Source organism: Brevundimonas sp. DS20 (assembly GCF_001310255.1).
Classification (GTDB): domain Bacteria; phylum Pseudomonadota; class Alphaproteobacteria; order Caulobacterales; family Caulobacteraceae; genus Brevundimonas; species Brevundimonas aurantiaca.
In genome coordinates this window covers 439,038-459,983 of record NZ_CP012897.1, presented here as the reverse complement: position 1 = coordinate 459,983, position 20,946 = coordinate 439,038, and the positions used below count along the sequence as shown (strand labels likewise).

The window sequence follows — 20,946 nt, the reverse complement described above, 5'->3', positions numbered from 1 at the left end:
CAGACCAGGGTGGCGGCGCGCCGTCCCCGTCGCTAAAGACCAGCTGTCGCCGTTCGGCGCTTTCCGTTTCGCTCCAGCCGAAGGCGCGTCCTTTGGATATCTATCTGCCGATCGCCGAGGTTTCGGTGAACTGGCCGACCCTGGTGATCCTGGGGGCGGTGGTCGGCTTCGTCTCGGGCCTGTTCGGCATCGGCGGCGGCTTCCTGATGGCCCCGATCCTGGTCTTCCTCGGCATTCCCCCGACCGTGGCGGTCGCCAGCCAGGCCAGCCACGTCGTGGCCTCCTCGACCTCGGGCGTGATCCGCTACGCCGGCCAGGGGGCGGTCGATTTCCGCATGGGGTTGGTGATGGCGGGCGGCGGCGCCGTCGGCGCCTTGGCCGGGGTCGAGCTGTTCCGTTATCTGCGGCTGCTGGGCCAGGCGGACCTGGTGGTGGCCCTGTCCTATCTGGTCTTCCTGGGCGTCATCGGCGGGCTGATGCTGAACGAGAGCCTGACCGAGATCCTGCGTCGCCGACGGGGTCTGCCCGCGCCGCGCAAGGAGCGCCGCCGGCCCCTGTGGCTGTACGGCCTGCCGCTGAAGATGAAATTCCCCAAGTCGGGCCTCTACATCAGCGCCCTGCCGCCGTTCGGCCTGGGCGTTTTCGCAGGGGTGCTGTCGGCCATCATGGGGGTGGGGGGCGGCTTCATCCTGGTGCCCGCCATGCTCTACGTCCTGCGGATGCGGGCCGGCGCCGTGGTCGGCACCAGCCTGTTCCAGATCATCATCACCACCGCCATCACCACTATCCTTCAGGCCGGACGCAACCAGACGGTCGACATCGTCCTGTCCACCATCCTGCTTCTGGGCGGGGTCGTCGGGGCCCAGATCGGCGCCCGGTTCGCCGGTCGGTTCCGGGCGGAGGAACTGCGCGCCGCCCTGGGGCTGATCGTTCTTCTGGTGGGGATCCAGATGGGGCTGGAGCTGTTCGTCCGGCCCAGCGACATCTTCCTGATCGCGCCCGGGGTCGCCGACTGATGCAGGCGCTTCCACCCCCTCCGCCCCCGATCGAGGCCCCTCTCACGCTTCCGGCGCCCGACCGGTCCGAGGCCACGACCGGGGAGCTGCGCGTCGCAGCCGCCCTGACCGACGCGCGGGTGCGGGTCGATTCCAGCTTCCGCGGCGCCTCGATCGTGCTGTTCGGCGCCGTCTTCAATCCGACGCCGGAACCCGCCGATGTGGTGGTGGTGGTGCGCGGACCGGACGCGCCCGTGCGTCTGGTCAAGAAGACGCGCAACATGGGCGTCTGGCTGAACAGCCGCCCGGTACTGTTCGAGGGGGCGCCCGGCTTCTACATGACCGCCTCGACCCGGCCCCTGTCCGAAATCGCTGAGTTCGGCCAGCTGCGGCGGCTGGGGGTGGGGGTCGATCACCTGAGGATCGACGCGCCGGAGGAGAGCCGCACCGTCACCCGCTACGGCGTGCGCGACGTGGTGGTCAGCCGTCTGGGCGACGACTATCTGGACTGGCGGCGCGCGGTGATCCGGCTGAAGGAGGCGGCGGCCCTTTACGACACCGATCCCAAGGGGGTCGAGTTCGTGGACCGTGGCCTGTTCCGGGCCGAGGTGAAACTGCCCACCGTCGCCCCGACCGGCAAATATTACGCCGAGGTCTGGCTGTTCCAGGACGGGGAGCCCCAGTCGGTTTCGAACCTGACCCTGACGGTGGAGAAGGTGGGTCTGGAGCGAGACATCTATGAGTTCGCCCATCGTCGGCCTTGGCTTTACGGCCTGGTCTGCGTCCTGCTGGCGGCCCTGACGGGCTACGGCGCCTCGCGCGTCTTCAGTCGCCGGAACTGAAGCCCAGTTCGGCCCGCAGGGTCTCGGCCGTCAGGCCGCCGGCGCGCAGTTCCGCCAGGGTCACGGACCGGTCCCGCTTGGCGTAGCGCCGCCCGTCCGGCCCGGTCAGCAGGGGGTGGTGGCGATAGACGGGGGCGGGCCAGCCCATCAGGGTCTGGATCAACCGCTGCACATGGGTGGCCTCGAACAGGTCCTGGCCTCGGATCACATGGTCGATCCCTTGCAGGGCGTCGTCATGGGCGACCGCCAGATGATAGGCGACGCCCGCGTCCTTGCGGGCCAGAACCACATCGCCCCCCGCCTCGGGCCGCACCGGGATCACGCCGGTCTCGCCGCCCGGTCCCGTCCCTTCCTCGACGAATGTCAGGCTCGTCCAGATCGCCTCCCCCAGGGCCTGGCGCGCCCGATCCAGCGACAGCCGCCAGGCGAAGGGCCGGCCCTCGTCCATAAACCTCGCCTCCTCCTCCTCCGGATGGGGGCCAGGGCGCACCGCCTCCATCGCCCCGTGGGGCGCATCCCCCAGGCCGTCCAGGATGTCCTTGCGCGTTCGGAAACAGCGGTACAGAAGCCCCTGACGCCGCAGATGGTCCAGAACGGCGGCGTAATCGTCCAGATGCGCCGACTGGCGCCGCACCGGCGTCTCCCAATCCAGCCCCAGCCAGGCCAGGTCCTCCAGAATCCCGACCTCGAACTCCGGGCGGCAGCGGGTCGGGTCGATGTCCTCGATCCGCAGGACGAACCGCCCCCCGGCCCTCCGAGCCGCCGTCCAGGCGGTCAGGGCGGAAAAGGCGTGGCCCTTGTGCAGGCGGCCGGTGGGGGAGGGGGCGAAACGGGTGGCGGACATCTCCATGATCCTAGCGGTTTCCGGACCCGAACGGCGCCCCGCCCTTTTCGAGAGCCCACATCGGTCCCGGAGCCTGATCCGTTGAGGAGGAACCGCTTCGCGGTTCCGCTGAAACGGTGAATCAGGCTCCGGATTAGAGCGAGAGCATGATTCACGCTTCTGCCGGAACCGCCTCGCGGTTCCGCCGGAAACGATCATGCTCTAAGCGTGGGCGATGCCCGTCGCCCCGACAGTCCAGGATATCGCCGCCGCTCGAGACGCTCTGGCCAAGGCCGATCCCGCCCTGGCGCGGGCCCATGCCCAGACGCCCGCCTTCGAATGGCGGCTGCGGCCTGGCGGCTATGAGGGTCTGTTCCGCATGATCGTGGAACAGCAGGTCTCGGTCGCCGCCGCCGCCTCCATCTGGGGGCGCACGGTCGAGGGGCTGGGCGGGGCCGTGACGCCGGAGGCGGTGCTGGCCCACGACGTCGAGGCGCTGCGCGCCTTCGGCCTGTCGGGGCAGAAGGCCCGCTACGGGCGAGAGATCGCCTTGGCCCAGGTCGAAGGCCGGATCGACCTGGATCATATGCAGACCCTGTCGGACGAGGCGGCGATCGCCGCCCTGACGGCCATCCGGGGCGTCGGCAAATGGACGGCCGAGACCTATCTGATGTTCTGCGAGGGGCGGCTGAACGTGTTTCCGGGCGGGGACGTGGCCTTGCAGGAGGCCATGCGCTGGGCCGACCGGGCCGAGGTCCGGCCGAACGAGAAACAGGCCTATGCGCGCGCCGAAATCTGGCGGCCGCACCGCGGGGTGGCGGCGCATCTGCTGTGGGGATGGTATGGCGGGGTGCGGCGCGGCGAGATCGCGCTGGAGGATCACACGCCATGACCCCGCTGGACCCCGCCCTGACCGAGCCGCTGCGCAACCCCCAGACCATGCTGGCGGCCCTGGACTTCGCCGGGGTGGCGGTCTTCGCCGCCACGGGCGCCCTGGCGGCGGCGCGGGAAAAGCACGACGTCGTCACCTTCGCCTTCTTCGCCGCCATCACCGGCGTCGGGGGCGGGACCCTGCGCGACCTGCTGCTGGGCCTGCCGGTCTTCTGGGTCCAGGACTGGCGCTATATGGCCGTCTGCCTGTCGGCGGCGGTGGTGCTGTGGCTGATCGGCCAGAGGGACTGGCGGTTCCGCGCCCTTCTGTGGCTCGACGCCGTCGGCCTGGGCGCCTATGGGGTGATGGGGGCTGCCAAGGCCGAGGCGGCCGGGGCCCATCCGCTGATCTGCATCGTCATGGGCACCTTGACCGCCTGTTTCGGCGGGGTGGTGCGCGACACCCTGGCCGGCCAGCCGTCGATCCTGCTGCGGCGCGAGATCAACGTCACCGCCGCCATCCTGGCCGCGACCCTCTACATCGTCCTGAGGATGCCCGAGACGCCGATCTGGCCCGCCGCCATCGTCGCAGCGATCGCCGGCTTCATGCTGCGCGCGGGCGCCCTGCGCTGGGGATGGACCCTGCCGGGGTTCCCGGCGCGAAATTGACCCGGTTTCGTCGTCGGTTCGTCATGGCGACGTCTTCGAATCGGCGTTAGGCTATCGACCTCTGACTAGGGAAGGAGATCCGTCTTCAATCCTGTCGCCTCCATATCCTCCGCTGTGAGCGGGAGGGCCTGATGCAGGTTCTCCATCGACCGCCGTCGGGCTTTCCGGCCCTGGTGCTGAACGCGGATTTTCGGCCCCTGTCTTACTATCCCCTGTCGCTCTGGCCGTGGGAGGAGGCGGTCAAGGCGGTCTATCAGGATCGGGTGGACGTGGTGTCCCTGTACGAGAAGGTGGTGCGCTCTCCGTCGATGGAGATGCAACTGCCCAGCGTCATCGCGCTCAAGACCTATGTGGATCAGGATCGCAGCCCGGCCTTCACCCGGTTCAACGTCTTCCTGCGCGACGGCTTCGCCTGTCAGTATTGCGGCGCCTCCACCGAACTGACGTTCGACCATGTGATCCCTCGGTCCCAGGGCGGACGCACGACCTGGGAGAACATCGTCGCCGCCTGCGGTCCCTGCAATCTGACCAAGGGCGGGCGGACGCCGCGCCAGGCCTTGATGCCGATCCGGCGCGAACCCTACCGCCCCAACGCCTGGCAGCTTCAGGAGGCGGGACGGCGTTTCCCGCCCCATTATCTGCACCAGAGCTGGCTCGATTACCTCTACTGGGACATAGAGCTCGAACCTTAGGGTTCTTTTCAGTTGCTCGAAATGGCTCAAACACCCTTGTGGTGGGCAGGTTCAGGGTTCGTTCTTTTACCGCTGATTTCTCGATTATCCTCCGAAATCCTCCCGGCTGGTGACCATGTGGTGACCAAAACCGGGACCAGAAACGGGACCCCTCGTGGGCCCGAGGAGAGATCGAATGGTTCAGAACCCGAGGTCCGGAAAGATCACCAAACGCCTGGTCGACGCCCTGACGTCTGAAGGGGTGCGCTTCACCCTCTGGGACACGCAGCTCAAGGGTTTCGGGGTGCGCGTCGCCGTCAGCGATACCAAAACCTACGTCGTTCGATACAGGACGATCGGCGGCGCTGACCGCCTCCTTCACATCGCTCGCCATGGCGTCGTGACCGCCGAGGAAGCCCGCGAACGAGCGGCCGCTGTACTGGCCGAAGTCGCGTCAGGTGGTGACCCTCAGGGGACCAAAGTCGAACGACGCGAAGAACTGACCATGTCGGAGCTCTGCGACCTCTACATGAAGGAGGGCGTGACGATGAAGAAAGCGACGACCCTTCGGATCGATCGCATCCGCATCGCCCGCCACATCAAACCCCGCCTGGGCAAGATGAAGGTCACCGATATCGGCCGAGCGGACATCGAGCGGCTGATGGTCGATGTCGGGTCGGGACGCATTCGTGGAGAGGCGACGCCGCACACTCGCGGCGGTATTCATGCGGCCTCGCGCACGGTCGGACTGCTGGGCGGTATCTTCACGTTCGCCGTTGAGCGGGAGTTCGTGAAGACCAACCCCACGCGAGGGGTGAAACGCTACAAGGACAACCGTCGGGACCGCTTCCTTTCCCCGGCCGAACTGGCCCGGCTCGGCGATGTCCTGGCGGAGCTCGAGAAGCATGGGGGCGATCCGCGCCACATCAACATCATCCGCCTGCTGGCGCTGACCGGCGCCCGCAAGAACGAGATCGCCAGGCTCAAGTGGTCGGAGATCGACCGCACCATGGGGATGCTCCGGCTGGAGGATTCCAAGACCGGGGCGAAGGTGATCCGTCTCGGGAGCGCGGCGCTGAAGCTGATCGAGGGCCTGCTCTCGAACGGGAGCATCTACGTGTTCCCGGATCGGAAGGATCCCAAGCGTCCGATCGCCAATCTCGACTGGGCCTGGGTCGGCATCCGCAAACGCGCCGGGATGGAAGACCTGCGGATCCATGACCTTCGGCACAGCTTCGCGAGCGCCGGGCTGGCCGGCGGCGAAGGGCTTCAGCTCATCGGCAAGCTGCTCGGCCACAGTCACGTCAGCACCACAAGTCGATACGCCCACCTGGCGGACGACCCGGTCCGTGCCGCCGCCGACAGGATCAGCGAGAGCGTCGCCGCCTCTCTCGCGGGCTGGTCGGTTGAAGACGGACAGACGGCCCATTGAAAGACGGCCGCCCGGCGGGTCGCCGGGCGGCCGAAGTTGTCGCGATGGACTGGGGAGCTAGGCGCCCTCGTGAGCGGCCTCGCCCCAATGTCCGGCCTGGCGAGGCTGGCTCGACGAAGACCGGAGGCCCGAGAGCTGGCTGCGCGCCCACTCGTGCAGCAGGCTCTTGGGGTAGTAGGGGGTCCGCCCGAGGTGGGTGCAGGGCGGTCCGTCAGACCGGGTGCAGAACACCTTCGCCAGTGTCGACGGTGACCGGCGGATGCCCATACGTAGAAGCTCGGTGGACGCTTCCTTGCGGGTCAGCAGCATTTCCTCAGTTCCGTGAAGATGTAGACCGGCCATGTGGCGCTCCTTTCCGTCTGAACCAGAACTGCAACCAAGCAAGCATCGACGGAAATAAACCGCAACCGGCGGACGTAGAGAACTGATGGACGGAATGAATAGGTGACCTGTTCGATCTGTTTCGGCCTGTTCCGATCTGGTTCTGAGTAAGGAAATCGATCACAGCCTTGTGAGATGGGTCGCTTATGAACTTCGGTTTTTCTTGGATCCCGCGGAGAAGCAAGACATCAAGCGGTGGTGAATGAAGGTGGCCTTGGCGTTGCCCTCGAGTGCGGACATAGTCGAGCGGGCTTTTACGCCCATACTGGTGAACCACAGCCGTTCAGGGGAACTGCATGTCTAGCTTCACGGATCGAGCCATGAGCGCCGAGGTATCGCCCGAGCTTTTTGCGGCGTCGTTGGAAGCCATCGGCGAACTGCCTGCGGATCAACGTGGTTCGTTCGAAGGTCGCGCCTTCCGCCTGTTCAGACTACTCGAGGAGCGTGACGAAGCGGATGAGGCAGCGCTTAATGCCTTTGCCATTCAGCTTCGGCTGGAGGCGCTCGCGCGGTTGCATGATGATCGTGGTCTGCGAGCCTGGACGCTTCCGGGGGACGCCGAAGGCGCTGACTACATACATGCCGACGTAGTGGCTGCCGCGGCAGTTGAGCCGCTTCTGGCGATCGATGATCACACAGTCGGATTCGATCTCGAGTCTTTCCGCGCGCGCGTGCTGGCCGACGCGGCTGTGCGCGGACACGCCTAGCCGGGACATCCTTCGTCATGCCAAGGCGCACAAAGTCACTGAAGCGAGGTGCGGCCGGCGACGCGGCCCCCGCAGGAGATATTGCGACGCGCGCCGGCGTGGTCGCCCAGCGCCTGCTCGCGGAGCGCGGCCTCCACTATCTCGAGGATATGTTACCCGACGATGCCCGAGAGTTGCTCCGAGCGGCTTGGCGTGAGGCCGCCGAACAGATGTTCGAAGGGCGTGACCTCGATGTTGTGCAGGCGGAAATCGACATCATGATCGACAGCCTGGATATGACCGAGCCGCCACCGCCCATGCATCGGTCCGAAATGCACTGACGCCTGCGGCATCACCCCTCATCGCGGTGGAGAGACGATGACCTTCACGTCAATCAGGCCGGTCCGTGGTTTAGACAGATCGGACTGGAAGCCTGCAGGGTTTTTCAGGTGGTTGTCGGGATCGTAAACGAGGCAGATGAGCCGGTCGACTTCGCTGTTACCGCCGTAATCGACAAAGTCGTTGGCGAGTTCTTTCTTGATCTTGGTCGTGTCGGACTTGCGGACGTATTTGAGTTCCACCATCGCCCGCAGCGGTTTGAGAAAGAACTCGCACCTCGACGCGCTGCCGGCGACGGATGGGCTCCATTCCTCTTCACGCACATCCGGGAAGTAGGCGGCGAGGATCGAGCGGAACAGGTATTGGCAGTCCCACTCGTCCTTGATGGCATAAACCGCTCCACCGTGCGGGTGGGTCTTCAAAGCAAGGACACTCTCGTGGAAACGGCGGGCAAGTGTGACGATCAGGTCCAGATCCGCGGTTTCGGAACTGACTGTGGCAGCGGGTGGCGAGGGTTTGCGTGCCAAGGTGTAATCAATGGCTCCGAGAACGTGGAAAACCTGCCGGCGGGCGACGTCGACGATGTGTGGTGCGCCGACGATCTTGTGCTTGAGTTCGTAGGCGGCCTGCTCCTCGTCGAGGTCGTCGACCATTGCCTGCACGAAAGCCCGGTACGCTACGAGCCCCTGCTCAAATCGCTCAGGTGAGGCGAACATCTCATTTGGGATCCGGACGTCCGCCACAAACTCCTCGGAGTAGTGGTAGAGATTGGAAATGATATCGCGCGATGTGCCATGCCATGGATCCTTCCAGGACCCTGGGTAGCCCTTCGCATCTTGCATGGCGCCGCGAAACTCATCGTCGATCGCGATGCGGGCTTTACGAAGATACTCCAGGCTCTCGACTGCCCACTCCATCTTGTCCATCAAATAGCCCCGGGGTTGGTCTCGTCCTTAATGCGGAGCTTTAGGATGCCGTAGGCGGCTGGGAAAGTGGTGCGATCTCATGCCTACCGAAAGTCCCGCGTCCTGACTCGAATGCCCTCGAGCGACAGGTCCGGAATGTAGATGTCCCGGGCCTTGGGTGTCCGGGCGTCCGGCTTACTGCCCCGATAGACCTCGTCGCCCCGCCCATGCGGCAACCGGAACTCGCCCCTCCGGCCCAGCGACGCCAAGAGGTCCGAGCCGTCGTGCAGCCGCTCGGCGACGATGTGCACCACCTCGCCTTCGCGCTGCACCCTGCCGTCGACCACCAGCAGGCTGGCGCCCAGCACCACCCGCCGCTGCTGCTCGTAGAGGCTCGGCCAGATCACTAGATTGGCCACACCGGTCTCGTCCTCGATGGTGATGAACATCACCCCCTTGGCCGATCCCGGCTTCTGACGGACCAGAACGAGGCCGGCGACCCGGGTCAGGCGGCGGTCGCGCATGGCCGTCCCGTCGGCGCAGGTCATCACATGCCGGACCTGGAGTTCGTCGCGCAGGAAGGCCAGCGGGTGGTCCCGCAGCGTCACGCCCACATGGGTGTAGTCCTCCACCACCTCCTGACCGGCGGGCATGGCCGGCAGGGCAGCATCAGGCTCATCCACCTCCGGCACGAGTTCGCCGGCCTCCGCCGAGGCCGCCGCGAACAGCGGCAGGGGATCGTCGCGGAGCGCCTTGATCGACCACAGGGCGTCGCGGCGGGACAGGCGGAGCCCCTCCAGAAAGGCGTCGGCCTCGGCCAGTCGCGTCAGGGCCCCGACGGGCGTCATGGCCCGTCGCCACAGATCGTCGATGCCGGCGAAGGGCCGATCCCCGCGGTTCGTCACCAGCCGGGCCGCGTCCCCGTTGGCCAGGCCCCGCACCATGCGCAGTCCCAGCCGCACCGCGAACCGGTCCTCCCGCTCCGTGGGCTCCAGGGTGCAGTCCCAGCGACTGGCATTGACGCAGACCGGCCGCACCTCGACCCCGTGCTCGCGGGCGTCCCGCACGATCTGGGCCGGCGCGTAGAACCCCATCGGCTGGGCGTTGAGCAGGGCGGCGCAGAAGACATCGGGATGCCAGCACTTGAGCCAGGAGGAGGCGTAGGCGATCAGGGCGAACGACGCCGCATGGCTTTCCGGGAAGCCGTAGGATCCGAAGCCTTCCAGCTGGCTGAAGGTCTTCTCCGCGAACTCGGCCGTATAGCCCCGCTCGACCATCCCTCCGACCAGCTTGTCCTTGAAGTGGCTGACCCCGCCGGTGAATTTGAAGGTCGCCATGGCGCGGCGCAGCTGATCGGCTTCCGACGCGGTGAATCCGGCGCATTCGATCGCCACCCGCATCGCCTGCTCCTGGAACAGGGGCACGCCGAGCGTCTTGCCCAGAACCTCCTCCAGTTCCGGCTTGGGAAAGACGACCGGCTCCTTCCCCTCGCGGCGCCGCAGGTAAGGATGGACCATGTCGCCCTGAATGGGGCCCGGTCGCACGATGGCGACCTCGATCACCAGGTCATAGAAGGTGCGCGGCTTGATGCGCGGCAGCATGGCCATCTGCGCGCGGCTTTCGATCTGGAAGACCCCGAGCGTGTCGGCCTTGCGGATCATGGCGTAGGTCTTGGGATCCTCGGCCGGGATGGAGGCCAGGTCCAGATCCATGCCCTTGTGATCGCGCAACAGGTCGAGACCGCGCCGCATGCAGCTGAGCATGCCCAGCGCCAGGACATCGACCTTCATGAACTTCAAGGCGTCGATGTCGTCCTTGTCCCATTCGATCACCTGACGATCCTTCATCGCCGCCGGCTCGATGGGCACGAGATCGTCCAGCCGGTCGTCGGTCAGGACGAACCCGCCGGGATGCTGGGACAGGTGGCGCGGAAACCCGATCAGCTGTCGTGACAGGTCCAGCGCCAACCTCAGACGCCGGTCCTCCAGATTGAGGTTCAGCTCCTCGGCGTGCCGATCCTCGACCCCCTCCGACGAATAGCTCCAGACCTGGGACGAGAGGGTCTTGATCAGGTCTTCGGTCAGGCCCAGCGCCTTGCCGACATCGCGCAGGGCGCCGCGCGAGCGGTAGCGGATGACGGTGGCGCACAGGGCGGACCGGTCCCGCCCATAGGTGTCATAGATCCACTGGATCACCTCCTCGCGGCGCTCGTGCTCGAAGTCGACGTCGATGTCCGGCGGCTCCTTGCGCTCCTGACTGACGAAGCGTTCGAACAGGAGGTCGTTGCGCCCCGGATCGATGGAGGTGACGCCCAGCACGAAGCAGACCGCCGAGTTGGCGGCCGACCCTCGCCCCTGACACAGGATGTCCCGGCTGCGGGCGAAGCGGACGATGGAGTGAACGGTCAGGAAGTAGGGCGCATAGCCCAGGGTCTCGATCAGTCCGAGCTCGTGTTTCAGCGCCGCCCGCACCTTGTCAGGCAAGCCTTCCGGATACCGGTCCGCCGCCCCCGCCCAGGTCAGGGCCTCCAGCGCCTCCTGCGGGGTCTGTCCCGCCGCCGCCTCGCGCGGATACTGGTAGGCCAGCTCGTCCAGGCTGAAGCGGCAGAGATCGGCGATCTCGACCGTGCGCGCTAGGGCCTCCGGATAGCGCGCGAACAGTCGGTGCATCTCGCCCACCGGCTTCAGGTGCCGGTCGGCCGTCCGGCTCCGGCGAAAGCCCACGTCGTCGATGGTGCAGCCTTCCCGGATACAGGTGACGACATCCTGCAGGATCCTGCGGTCGGGATGGTGGAACAGAACGTCGTTGGTCACCACCGTCCGCACCGCCGCGGCCCTCGCGGCTTCGCAGAGCTGATGCAGTCTCATCTGGTCGCGCGGCCGCCGATGCAGGGTCAGGGCCAGATGGGCGTCGTCGCCGAAGACTTCGACCAGATGCACCAGGTTCCGACGCGCCGCCGTCAGGCCGTCGGGGACCAGCACGGCGATCCATCCTTCGCCCCAAGTCTCCAGGTCGTCCCACCCGAGCCGGCATCCGCCCTTGCCCGCCCGCCGCTTGCCCACCGTCAGCAGGCGACAGAGCCGGGCGTAGCCCGCCCGGTCCCGGGGATAGACGAGAATCTCCGCCCCATCCTCCAGCACGAGACGGCAGCCCACGATCAGCCGAACCCCGGTCGCCCGCGCTGCCTCGTGCGCCCGGACGATGCCCGCCAGACTGTTCCGGTCCGTCACCGCCAGCGCGTCGAGCCCACAGGCGGCCGCCTGGGCAAACAGCTCCTCGCAAGAACTCGCCCCTCTCAGGAACGAGAAGTGGGACGCGCATTGGAGTTCGACGTACGACATGGGCCCAACGGGAGGTTTGTTCCCGTTATGTTCACATTCTTCGACGCCAGGAAAGCGAGATCACTTTCTTATTCAGGGGGCGGTGGCGTGTGACCGAGGGCGATGGCCTTCTTTCGCTGGGCAGGACTAAGCGCTGCCCAGAACCTGTGCACGCGTCCAGTGGGCATCGACTGTAAATCGTCGATGTGCTGCTGACGTTTGAGCTCGACCTTGAAGAAGCTGGGCTGGTGGTCGATCCCATTGGTCTTCAGACGCCAGAAGACCACGTTTGCGTATTTCGGCGTCAATGTCCCGTGCCGCTTGTAGTATTCCAACGCGCCTTCAAGGATCGCGTTGTTCTCCGCAGCAGCCAGCTTCTCCAGCGCGGCGATGCAGGCCTTGAGCTGCATCTCATTGGTCAGTTCGGTCAGTCGCCGCTTGGCCTCCTGTGGCGTCAGTCGGCGTCCTTCCTGGACGATGGCGACGTCGAACTTCAGAATGCAGTGTGACCCGACCCAAAGGGTCTCGTCGGTCCGCTCGTTGCCGATCTCGAAGTGGTAGCGGAGCCCTTCCTGACCGCAGAGGCGACAGGTCTCGACCGGCGCGCCGTGGTCCTCGGTCCGCTCGGTGAACCGCCATTCGCGGAACGCCGCAGGCAGGGTTTTGGCGATGGACAGGGGCAGGATGCTGTCGCGCACCCGGCTGGTGTAATGCTCCACGTCCCTCGCTCCCTTCCGGCCCGATCGATAATCTAGACGTGCAACGCAGACCGACGCTATCCCAACTGTCGAGGCTGCCGGGATTAAAAAGTCTTCGTTCCAGCCAGCTATTGGCGTTCTTGCAGGAATCCGTACAACTAACCGCTGTCCGGCGAAGCGGAACGCCGTTGAAGTTAGGGTCGGGGTTGGCGGCGATAAACAACACGGCGGCGCCGCAGGCGGCCGGCTACATCCTTCAACTCGAAAGGGCGCTTCACCATCTGGCCCATGCCGGTGTGGGGGCCGTGATCGCCGTGGAACATCTGGACGACGTGGTCGTCCTCAAGGATGGTAAGGCCGTCGTTCAGGAACAGGACAAGAGCACGGCGACGCCCAGCGCCCGATTGCTCTCTGACCGCAGCAAGGCGATCTGGCGCACGCTGGAAATCTGGTTGCTCCAGCAGGAGACGCCTGAGGCGATCGCCTGCGAGCGATATCTCTTCTTCGTCAATCGGCCTGTGGAGACGGCCATTTCCACCCTCTTGAAGAAGCGCAAGCTTGGCGAGGCGAGCGCGGCGCAGGTGTTGGTCGCCCTGCGAGCCGAAGGCACGGCGCCGTCCAAGAAAACGACCAAGGTCACACAGGCGCAGGCCTTGATCGACCGGGTGCTACAACGCTCCGACGACGAACTGCTCGACCTGATCGGACGCATCGAGATCGTCGAGGCCGGCGACCCGGCAGAGGATCGCGCCGCCATGGCGAACGGCCTCGGTTTGAGCCCCAGGGCGAATGCGGAGGACATTCTGGACGGCCTGCTCGGATGGCTGACGCGGCTGGTGCGTGAGGAATGGAATGCCGGGCGTCCCGGAATGGTGTCGCGTGCCGCGATTCTACTCCAGAAGGATGCCCTCCAGGCTCGCCAGGCGCGGAGCCGCCTTCTTCCGAGGGCGGCCTCGGATGTACGGGTGTCCGACGCCGATCGTGCCGGCGCCTTGTCGCGGACGTTTGTCGAGCACCTCGGCCGGATCGAAGCCCAGGATGAGGATGTTGTCGACGCCGTCGATCATTTCCTGAAGTTCAATGCCGAAAAGCACCGGCTCGTCATCGAGGGCGAGGTCGCCGACGGGGAATGGCGCGATCGGGGTGACCGCCTGCGCACCCGATGGCAGAATTTGATGCGGCGCCGAACCCGGGAGATGAAGCCCAAGCCGCCGACGGAGATCGGACAAGCCGTGCTCGCCGACGCCACTTATGATCACCAGGAACCGCTGGATGGTCAGCCCTGCGGCGAGCTCTACATGACGTCCGGCCACTACCACCGCCTGGCAGACGAGAATCAGGTCTGGTGGGACCCTAACTATTCCCCGGAGCCCTCCGGTGAAGATTGATCACGAGGAACTGCTGGCCAGAAACCCGGCTCTGATGGCCAGCGCCTTCTGGCATGTCGCCCAGCGCCACGCCGGCAAAGCCCATGGCGCGCCGCCGATCCTGCCCATCTTTGTGGTCAGCGCCGCCCTGCTTCTTCACCGCGCGACGGTGGACAAGGTCCACGGCATGAATTTCGACAGCGGGTTCCTCAAAGCCGTCGTGGAGCGGCCCGACTTGCTCGCCGGCCTGCAACGCCGTGTGGAGGCGCATGCCGACACCGCGCTCAAGGCGCTGCAGGTGGGTGTCGCCTCGGGCCTTCTGATCCGCGAAGGCGGAGAAGGCTTTCCTCGCTTCAGGGCGATGAGCGGCGCCGATCTTCCGCAAGCTATCCGGGATCTCGACCCCCCGGTCTCTCACGTCCTGAGCGCCGCCAAGCGGCTCGGGACCTGGTTCGCCATGGACGGCTTTGAAGCCGCCCAGCGACAGCTGAACATCGAGTTCTGACCCATGAAGCTCTTCATCCGCGAAATCATCATCTGGCCGGAAGACGTTCGCTTCGAACCCCGGACGCTGACCTTCGACCCGGGCGCGGTGTCGGTGGTGACCGGATGGAGCGGCACTGGCAAATCCTCGATCGTCAACATCATCGACTATGTGCTCGGGTCGGGCTCCTGCTCGATCGCTGTCGGTGTGATCCGCAACGCGGTTTCTTGGTTCGGACTAACCATCGAAACCGACGCCGGCCTTATGAGGATCGCCCGCCCTAAGCCGGCGGCGCGTCAGGTGTCCGAGGAGATATGGCTGCAACAGGGGCCTGAGGTGGAGCAGCCCCTGCCCATGCGCCCGGCGGCGAACTCCAACGTCGCGCGTCTTAAAGCGCTGCTCGACATCTATTCCGGCCTGTCCAATCTGGCGCTCGATCCGGAGAAGGACAAAGGCTTCGGCGGGCGGGCGAGTTTCCGCGATCTGGCGGCCTTCAACCTTCTGCCACAACATGTCGTGGCCAATCCCTACACGCTCTTCTTCAAGGCGGACTCTTCGGAGCATCGCGAGACCTTGCGCCACGTGCTGCCTCTCGCTTTGGGGATCGTGACCAACGAAGACTTGGTGAGACTCCATCGCCTTCGGCTGCTGCGTGACGAATTACGCAAGGTCGAGACAGAGCTGCGGACCCGGCGCAACGCCATCGACAACTGGAGCGCAAACGCACGCGGCGCCTTCTTCCGCGCCCAGGAGCTCAGTCTCGTGCCGCCCGGAGAGCCGCCCGGAGACCTGCGCGGGCTGCTCTCGGTGCTCGCCGAGGTGGTCGCCGCCGGCGGTCAATCTGTCGCCGCTCCTGGCCGGGTCACGGCTGCGGTGACCCGGCTGGACGACATTCGTCGTCAGGAGCAGGCGCTCGACCAGAAGATCGGCGCCGAACGGCGTCGCCTACGCAAGCTGCGCAGCCTTTCCCGAGCGGTGGTCGACTATGCCGATGTGCTGGCTGAGCAGTCGGCGAGCGTGAAAGGTGTCGGCTGGTTCAAGGCTCATGTCGCGGGAGAGTCCTGCGTTCTGTGTGGATCGGACACCGAAGCGGCGAAAGACGCCCTGGAGGAACTGAACGACCCGATCGCTGAGCTGCAGAGCCTCTCGACTGGCGCGACGACCGCTCGGCCTATGGTTGATCGTGACCTTATCGCTGTTCAGGGCTCCCTGCTTCAGGCGGAAAACGATCTTCAGGCCCTGCAACGCACCCGACGCGAGTTCGAGGCGCAGGTCGATAAGGAACGCGGCCAGTCGCAGAGCCTGGAGAACATCTTCAGATTTATCGGATCGACCGAACAGGCCTTGCGCATGCTCGGGGATATCCAGGGTGACGAGGGTCTGGAGGCCCAGGTCGCCAAACTTCGCGGCGACATCCGGGATATCGAGCGGCAAGGCAACGACGAAGAACGCCGCCGCCGCGCTTCGGACGTCCATGCCCGTATCTCAAGCTACATCGTCCGCTTCATCGAGCATCTCGGGATCGAAGGCGCCGAAGGCCGGCCCATGCTCGATGAGCGCGAGCTGAATCTCCGGTTCGAACGCGAGGGCGCCAAGGGCGCGGATTTTCTCTGGGAAATCGGCAGCGGCGAGAACTGGATGGCCTACCATCTCGCCGCCCTGCTCGCGCTTCACGGGGTCTTCCTCAATCGTCTCCAGAACAATCCGGTGCCGACCTTCCTCGTCATAGATCAGCCGAGCCAGGTCTATTTCCCGAGCGACACCTTCGAACAGATCGTCACCGGCGAAGCCGATCTTGACGAGCCTGGAGAGTCGATTGGCGCCGCTCGTGGGCGCAAAGGTCGGCTCGGCGATCTGGAGAGTACGCGCAAGATTTTCGCGAGCCTCGCTCGCGCGCACGGGTCGTTCAACTCCCGCCTGCAGATCATCGTGCTGGATCATGCGGACCATCATGCATGGGGCGACATCGAGGGCGTCAAAGAGGTGGCCAACTGGCGCGGCGAGGCCGATTTCCTCATCCCCTCGCACTGGTTGGCCGACGAGGCCGCTCCCGACGCGCCCAACGAGGTGACCCCGGATTGACGCGACAATCGATCACCCGAACAGTCCATGGATAAACCAGGCTTGCGACCCCGTCCGACCATCTTCGCCGTCGCCAGCCCGGAACAACCAGAACCGCCGCCCCACCTCATCCTCAACCTGGAAGTAGTCACGAACGGCCCAGACCTCGGCGTCCCGCCGTCGCCATTCTCCGAATATCCTTTCAGGGCCGTCCGCGCGGACTACCCGACGCCGTACGCCTCGCCATGTGAAGTGGGTCGGGGGATTGTCGGGCAGCAGGGCCATGGTCTCGACGGGCTCGGGCCGCTTCAACAGGCGTGCGGGACGCGGCCAATCCGGCGTCCAGTCCAGAACCGGAGCGACAGAAAGGGGCGGCGCCTTGCCGACGGAGCGCTCGGGCACGTCGCTCTCGACCGGGACCAGTCGATACAGGCGCTGGGCGCCGATGCGGTTGGACAGCATATCGACGAGATCCGACAGGTCTGGCCCCTCGGTCTCGCCCAAGGCGCTCTTGCCCCACCGCCAATCGAGGGGTTCGGCCTGGACTGCGGACAGGGTCATGCGCTCGATGCCGAACCCCGGATCGATCTTTTCGATCCGGTCGGTCAGCAGGCGCGACAGCCGGGCCGCATCCCGGGTCGGTCGGGCCAGGCCCACCCTCTGCGCCTCGACCCGGTTGTCGACACGGACGCACAACCAGTCCAGCCGTCTGGCTCCCAGGCTCAGGATCTCCAACGCCGCGCACAGTTCCGAGGCGAGCGCCGTGACATGGCGCTCGAGGGTCTCCGGCGCGCCGATCGGCTCCCCGAACACCCGCGACACCGTCGGGATCTCCGGCGCCTCGACCGGGACGAGCGGCTCGTCCACACGCCCGTAGGCCTGGTCGATGCGACGGCCGAGGTCATGACCGAACCGGAGCGTGAGAGGCGCGCGAGGCCGATGTGCGACGTCGGCGATCCGGTCGAAGCCCATCCGGTGCAGATGCGCGATCAACGCCTCCGGAAGCCGCAGCGCCGCCAGCGGCAATCCTGCGATGGCGGCGTCGACGGCGTCGGGCGCGATCATACGGTGCGCGCGTCGGAAGCGGACCACGGCATGGGCGGAGCCATAGGTCGGACCGATCGCGGCGTCGGCTTCAATGCCTTCCTCCTTCAGGCGTAGGATCATGTCCGCCAGCATGGCGGCCTCCCCGCCCTGAAGGTGGGCGGCCCCGGTGGCGTCGATGGCGAGGCCATCCGGCGGATCGGGCTGGCAGACGGGGGCGTACCGGCGCATGGCCCAGACGGCGAGACGACCGAGCGCGGCCTCGTCGCCCGCCGGATCCGCCACCCGAACGTCGAGGCCGGGGATGAGGGCCTGAGCCTGGGTCGCCGCCATGCCGACGCGTGCGCCCTGGGCCAGCGCCGCCGTGTTGGCGGCGAGCACGATCCGACGGCGCCCGGACCGACCCGCGAGGATCAGGGGAAGCTCAGGCGGCGGCGCGACGTCCGCCAGTCCGCGTCGCAGACGATCGACGGACCAGTTCGGCAGGTAGAGCGAGACGACCCGTCTCATCACAGGCTTCCAAGGTGAAATCCGCGGCCTCGGCGCCGCGACAACGGATGAGTTCGACGAACCAGCGCGCCCGCCCCACGCCGGGCACGGGCAAGGGCGAGGAGGGGGCCGGGCTGATGCGCCAGCGCGTGGCGGAGGCGGTGTGCTGACCGAAGTCGGCGGCTTCCGAAGCCCGTCGCCATCGGCGCACCGCCAGACCCAGGCCGCCCGAGTCTTCGGCGGCCAGTTGCAGCCGTCGGGACGCGACGAGACTGAGGCGGGCGGTCTCGGCCACGACGGCGGCCAGACCGGGATGACGAAGGCCTTCCTCGAAACAGGCGAGAAGGGAAGGCTCGTCCCCGGCCTCGACATAGATCACCCGGTCCGGCCCCAGACCGGCCTGACGCAGGGCCGGTGCGAAGAGGTCGGGGCGGGTTACGCACCACAACACCTGGCCGGGCCGCCGGGCGGCGATGCCTGCGGCGAACAGGGCGGCTGCGGCGCCGTCCACGGCCTCCTCGCCGCCGCCTGCGATCTCATGAACGGCGCCCAGTGAAAGACCGCCGCTGGGGAGATGGCGATCGAGATCTTTCACGCCGAAGGGCAACACCCCGGTGGTGTTCCGGCCGCCCTGTTCAAGGGCGCGGATCCGATCGCGCAGGATGTCGAGCCCGGCAGGCAGGCGGGCGCGCATGAGAAGCCTCCTGTTCCCAAGGCTGATGAATGTTCCTGTAATGTTCTGGTTCTGTATGATGCGAAGAGTCAACCTTCGCTCATCTCTTATCCCCTTCGCCGGACGACCTGTGGACCGCGCGCCAGGACGGCCAGGGACGGTCGCCGCTGGCTTTTTCAGCGAAGTCGGCGATCAATGGGGCGGTAGACGGAGGTCCGCATGTGCAACGAGTATCAGCTCATCCTGCCGTTCGACGAGGTGATCGAGACCTTCAACCGAACCGGCGACCGTCTCGTCTTTCCCGGCGGCATGCCCAACTTCGGACCCATGGCCTCGATCCGTATCGGCGACCGGGCGCCCATCATCACGCGAGGCCCCGATGGCTCGCAGCTGATCGTGTCGCCCTGGGCCTGGAAGTCGCCACAGGGAAGACCCGTGTTCAACTTCCGATCCGACGGTCGATCCTTCGACGGCGTCACCCGCTGCCTGATCCCCACCGACGGCTTCTTCGAGTTCACCGATGCCGAGCCGGGTCAGAAGCGCAAGACCAAGTGGCGGTTCACCATGGCCGACGCGCCGATCTTCTGGGTCGCCGGCCTGGTTCGAGACGGCGCCTTCGCCATGCTGACCACCGAGCCGGGACCGGACATCGCCCCCTACCACGACCGCCAGATCGTCCTGCTGAGACCCGATGCGGCCCTCGATTGGCTGGACCTGCGCAAACCCGAGGCCGAGCTGCTGCGCCCCCTGCCGGAAGGCAGCCTGTCTGTCGAGAAGGTCTTCCCGGAAGCGGCATGAGTTCGGCAAATCGTCACCGACCCAGATCCTGACCCAGATGCTTGCCGCTGAGGACCTGGGCGAAGCCGCGCGCATCGAGCGAAAGCGTGACCGCTTTTCCCACGGTTGGCGGGGTCTCGCCGACACCCAGCCGCCCATAGTGTTCGGAGCCGTCAGCGGCGCGCACCACCACATAGGCGGAGCCGCCCAGTTCGTCGTGGAAGCCGGTCTTCACGACCTTGCCCTGGACCGGCGCCTTGCCCAGCTGTTCCGCCGACCGCGCGCCGTCAAGACGCCGTTGGTTGAGGGTGCGAATGACGTCCTTCGAGAGCTGCAGCCTCCGAAGTCGGGCTTCCATATCCGGGGCCAGCCGGAAGCGCCGCCCTGTTCGTTCGGCGAGGCCCAGGGTCTCCAGATGGCGCAACCGTCCCCGGGTCAGCGCCGTCCAGGCGTCAGTGCCCCCGATCCCGTCATCGACACAGCCGTTGTTGTTCGCAGCTGCCAGGAGACGGCGGTCGAAGGCGGTGAACCGGTCGGCCTCGGTCTCACGCCAGACCCGCCGTTCGGCGTCCTGACGGCTGAGGTCGCCGAGCCGCTCCTGGGCCACTTCCTGGGCCCGGGCGCGAAAGCCGTAGCCGATGTAGTCGCGCGGAATCACGAGGTCCCGGCCGTCGCTTCTCCGGCCGCGCACAAGCACATGGGCGTGCGGCTGGTCGGTGTCGAAATGGCAGACGGCGATCCAGTTCAGACCCGGTTCTCCAAGGTCGTCGGCGACCCTCGACATGACCTCCCTGGCGAAGCCCTGGAGGTCCGAAATCCGATCGCCGTGCTCGGGTGAAATGATGAAGCGAAAATGGTGCCTGTCCTTCGCCCAGCACTCCGTGGCGCCGGTCGGATCGACCCTCTCACGCACCGGTCCGAAAAAGGCCGCGCGCTCGCCGTCCTCGCCCGCGCCCATGCGGCCGAGATAGGCGATATGGGCGGCGAGCGCCGCGCCCCGGGCGAACCCCTTGCCCATGTGCCGGGACACCAGCGCCTTGACCGTGACGCGCTGCCGGACGTCGAGACGGAAGGGACGACCCGAGCGGTTCTGGGCCGCGCGCAGACACCCGGCGCGGTCCCCGTAGGCGAACAGGCGCGAGGCCGCGAGCCTCTGGAACATGGCGATCCGGACGCTGGTCTTGTCCGACTTCAACCTCTGCGGAAGGCGCACTTTCAAGGTCGAGACGTCATCCTTTGACGCTTGGGCGAGGCGTACCTCAATGGCGGTTCGGACCTGCATGATCGGGGCTCCGGCCTGTCGTCGTCGCGGAATCAGGCGTCAACTCAGCGCAAGTCGACGTCGGTCTCCGCAATCCTCGCAAGTGTCTGCCCGGGCTCAGGAAAACAGAAGGCCAAAACCCCTCTTTTATCTTGCCCT

General features: G+C 66.4%; 19 protein-coding genes. 12 read left to right on the top strand and 7 right to left on the bottom strand.

Annotated features, from left to right (window positions below; all coding sequences use genetic code 11):
• Positions 1–92: 92 nt before the first annotated feature.
• Both JL11_RS02245 and JL11_RS02240 read left to right on the top strand, forming a co-directional pair.
• Positions 93–1,016, top strand: coding sequence for a sulfite exporter TauE/SafE family protein (locus JL11_RS02245; protein WP_054764221.1), 924 nt, complete (start codon positions 93–95; stop codon positions 1,014–1,016).
• The gene (locus JL11_RS02240) at positions 1,016–1,837 is read left to right on the top strand and encodes a TIGR02186 family protein (RefSeq protein ID WP_054764220.1); all 822 of its coding nucleotides are present in this window, start codon (positions 1,016–1,018) and stop codon (positions 1,835–1,837) included. Before JL11_RS02245 ends, JL11_RS02240 begins: the two co-directional genes overlap by 1 nt.
• On the opposite strand, the gene gluQRS is transcribed toward JL11_RS02240, so the two are convergent.
• Entirely contained in the window at positions 1,821–2,681 is an 861-nt protein-coding gene (gluQRS, locus tag JL11_RS02235) for a tRNA glutamyl-Q(34) synthetase GluQRS (protein ID WP_054766763.1), read from the bottom strand. The two genes, JL11_RS02240 and gluQRS, sit on opposite strands and share 17 nt — an antisense overlap.
• Before the next feature lie 214 nt (positions 2,682–2,895).
• Here gluQRS and JL11_RS02230 point away from each other — a divergent pair, with 214 nt between their 5' ends.
• From JL11_RS02230 to JL11_RS02200, 6 genes are all read left to right on the top strand, one after another.
• The gene (locus JL11_RS02230) at positions 2,896–3,552 is read left to right on the top strand and encodes a DNA-3-methyladenine glycosylase family protein (protein WP_054764219.1); all 657 of its coding nucleotides are present in this window, start codon (positions 2,896–2,898) and stop codon (positions 3,550–3,552) included.
• The gene (locus tag JL11_RS02225; RefSeq protein ID WP_054764218.1) at positions 3,549–4,199 is read left to right on the top strand and encodes a trimeric intracellular cation channel family protein; all 651 of its coding nucleotides are present in this window, start codon (positions 3,549–3,551) and stop codon (positions 4,197–4,199) included. The genes JL11_RS02230 and JL11_RS02225 overlap by 4 nt, the downstream gene beginning before the upstream one ends.
• A 131-nt stretch (positions 4,200–4,330) precedes the next feature.
• Positions 4,331–4,891: an HNH endonuclease gene (locus tag JL11_RS02220; RefSeq protein WP_054764217.1), complete on the top strand. Its 561-nt coding sequence runs from the start codon at positions 4,331–4,333 to the stop codon at positions 4,889–4,891.
• Between the two features lie 175 nt (positions 4,892–5,066).
• Positions 5,067–6,302, top strand: coding sequence for a tyrosine-type recombinase/integrase (locus tag JL11_RS02215; protein WP_035308713.1), 1,236 nt, complete (start codon positions 5,067–5,069; stop codon positions 6,300–6,302).
• A gap of 701 nt (positions 6,303–7,003) precedes the next feature.
• Positions 7,004–7,390, top strand: coding sequence for a hypothetical protein (locus JL11_RS02205; RefSeq protein ID WP_054764216.1), 387 nt, complete (start codon positions 7,004–7,006; stop codon positions 7,388–7,390).
• Between the two features lie 98 nt (positions 7,391–7,488).
• Positions 7,489–7,710, top strand: coding sequence for a hypothetical protein (locus tag JL11_RS02200; RefSeq protein ID WP_035308709.1), 222 nt, complete (start codon positions 7,489–7,491; stop codon positions 7,708–7,710).
• An 18-nt stretch (positions 7,711–7,728) separates the two neighbouring features.
• Here JL11_RS02200 and JL11_RS02195 read toward each other — a convergent pair whose 3' ends face one another.
• The 3 genes from JL11_RS02195 to JL11_RS02185 all read right to left on the bottom strand — a co-directional run bounded on the left by JL11_RS02195 (position 7,729) and on the right by JL11_RS02185 (position 12,652).
• Positions 7,729–8,634 (bottom strand): hypothetical protein, encoded by a 906-nt coding sequence (locus JL11_RS02195; RefSeq protein ID WP_052005029.1) that lies wholly within the window; start codon positions 8,632–8,634, stop codon positions 7,729–7,731.
• Between the two features lie 83 nt (positions 8,635–8,717).
• Complete coding sequence (locus JL11_RS02190; protein ID WP_054764215.1) at positions 8,718–11,954, bottom strand: error-prone DNA polymerase; 3,237 nt, start codon at positions 11,952–11,954, stop codon at positions 8,718–8,720.
• A gap of 68 nt (positions 11,955–12,022) precedes the next feature.
• The gene (locus JL11_RS02185; RefSeq protein ID WP_035307865.1) at positions 12,023–12,652 is read right to left on the bottom strand and encodes a hypothetical protein; all 630 of its coding nucleotides are present in this window, start codon (positions 12,650–12,652) and stop codon (positions 12,023–12,025) included.
• A gap of 185 nt (positions 12,653–12,837) precedes the next feature.
• On the opposite strand from JL11_RS02185, the gene JL11_RS02180 reads away from it, so the two are divergent.
• Genes JL11_RS02180 through JL11_RS02170 form a run of 3 tightly spaced genes read left to right on the top strand, consistent with a single transcriptional unit; the run spans position 12,838 to position 16,564 of the window.
• A complete protein-coding gene (locus JL11_RS02180; RefSeq protein WP_035307863.1) occupies positions 12,838–14,019 on the top strand; it encodes an ABC-three component system protein in 1,182 nt (393 codons plus the stop codon).
• A complete protein-coding gene (locus tag JL11_RS02175) occupies positions 14,009–14,503 on the top strand; it encodes a three component ABC system middle component (RefSeq protein ID WP_035307862.1) in 495 nt (164 codons plus the stop codon). Before JL11_RS02180 ends, JL11_RS02175 begins: the two co-directional genes overlap by 11 nt.
• A 3-nt stretch (positions 14,504–14,506) precedes the next feature.
• Positions 14,507–16,564 carry a DUF3732 domain-containing protein gene (locus tag JL11_RS02170; RefSeq protein WP_035307860.1) on the top strand — a complete coding sequence of 686 codons (2,058 nt, stop codon included), beginning with the start codon at positions 14,507–14,509 and terminating at the stop codon, positions 16,562–16,564.
• 12 nt (positions 16,565–16,576) lie between these two features.
• Here the strand turns inward: JL11_RS02170 and JL11_RS02165 are convergent, their stop codons facing one another.
• Together JL11_RS02165 and JL11_RS02160 are read right to left on the bottom strand one after the other, a co-directional pair.
• Positions 16,577–18,097 carry a Y-family DNA polymerase gene (locus JL11_RS02165; RefSeq protein WP_054764214.1) on the bottom strand — a complete coding sequence of 507 codons (1,521 nt, stop codon included), beginning with the start codon at positions 18,095–18,097 and terminating at the stop codon, positions 16,577–16,579.
• The gene (locus JL11_RS02160) at positions 18,012–18,770 is read right to left on the bottom strand and encodes an ImuA family protein (RefSeq protein WP_035307855.1); all 759 of its coding nucleotides are present in this window, start codon (positions 18,768–18,770) and stop codon (positions 18,012–18,014) included. Before JL11_RS02160 ends, JL11_RS02165 begins: the two co-directional genes overlap by 86 nt.
• 198 nt (positions 18,771–18,968) lie before the next feature.
• Here JL11_RS02160 and JL11_RS02155 point away from each other — a divergent pair, with 198 nt between their 5' ends.
• Complete coding sequence (locus JL11_RS02155; protein ID WP_035307852.1) at positions 18,969–19,547, top strand: SOS response-associated peptidase family protein; 579 nt, start codon at positions 18,969–18,971, stop codon at positions 19,545–19,547.
• 13 nt (positions 19,548–19,560) lie between these two features.
• On the opposite strand, the gene JL11_RS02150 is transcribed toward JL11_RS02155, so the two are convergent.
• Positions 19,561–20,739, bottom strand: coding sequence for a DUF3363 domain-containing protein (locus JL11_RS02150; RefSeq protein WP_231681456.1), 1,179 nt, complete (start codon positions 20,737–20,739; stop codon positions 19,561–19,563).
• Positions 20,740–20,946 lie beyond the last annotated feature (207 nt).